Origin of the sequence: Cellulomonas hominis, assembly GCF_005239125.1 — a bacterium.
Lineage (GTDB): Bacteria > Actinomycetota > Actinomycetes > Actinomycetales > Cellulomonadaceae > Cellulomonas > Cellulomonas hominis_A.
The window spans coordinates 1-1,067 of sequence record NZ_SZYE01000365.1; the positions used below are offsets into that span (position 1 = coordinate 1).

Genomic DNA, 1,067 nt, shown 5'->3' on the forward strand with positions numbered 1-1,067 from the left:
TAGCCTGAACAGCTGCTTGTTCATGATAATGAGTCTGTTCTTTAAAAGCTTGAACCTTTTGATGGCGAATTTCCTTTGGTGTACCTCGTTCCAGTACATATCCTCGTTCATTCATGCGCTCATTATATTTATCCTGCAGAGATGATAAATCGTCTTTGGTTCGAATAAATTGATGTCTACTAATCGTTAAAACATCTTCTTTACGTCTACCATCGTATATCTCCGTTAGAGGGACAGCCACGATATGAAGATGAGGTGTTTTCTCATCCATATGTACAGAGGCGTGAATAATCTTATCGTGTGATAAACCTATCTCGTCTGTTACAAATTCCAAAGAGTCTTGTGCCCAGGCTTGGATCTCGGCCTTCGATTTTCCTTTGAAGAATTCTTCATCACTCGTAAATAAAAACTCACACGCTACGTCGTTTTTTGCACCGTCAATTGCCTGCTCAAATGTTTTACGACGATCACTACGTGTCGTCTTCATTCGCTCGTTATGTTCACGCCTCATGTCTAGCGTGATTTCAGAAAAACGCTTCAGGTATGAATCGCATTTTACAAGCTCGATATTCTCGCTTGATTTATCCTTATCAATATCTAAATTGGTATCTGAAACTCGGTCCGCATTATGTTTGCCGATGCCCCTCAAATCACTCAATGTTTTAATGCCCTGAACTCTAAAAATGGAATAACTCAATCATGGTTCCCTCCTCATTTAAGCCTCCCCCTAATCATAGAGGGAGGCGCAGGAACATGTCAATGTTAGAACACACTCTAATATTGACACTAACGTATCAATATGGTGTGCCCCTTCGGGGGAGGAATAGCAAGGCTATTCCTTAAAGACCGCGGACTCTGTCCACCACCTGCATAAGGAAATCTTCCTTATGAATCCATCCTAAAAACTCCCCCAACCCCCTCACTTTTTTGAGGGGGCTCCCTCGCCGGTTGGCGTCAAACAAACGGGGTTGTTTGAGTGCCAAAAGGGTTCGGGTTTTGTGAGTCTATCAACTCCTTAAATTCTCGACCTGACGGTCTTGCGATTTATCGTTGACAGACCATTTTAC

The 1,067-nt window shown here is 42.5% G+C and carries 1 protein-coding gene; it reads right to left on the reverse strand.

Going from position 1 to position 1,067, the window contains the following annotated elements; genetic code table 11:
• A partial coding sequence (gene mobV / locus FA014_RS19595; protein WP_195969404.1) for a MobV family relaxase occupies window positions 1–697 on the reverse strand: 697 nt, incomplete at its 3' end.
• Window positions 698–1,067: the final 370 nt, after the last annotated feature.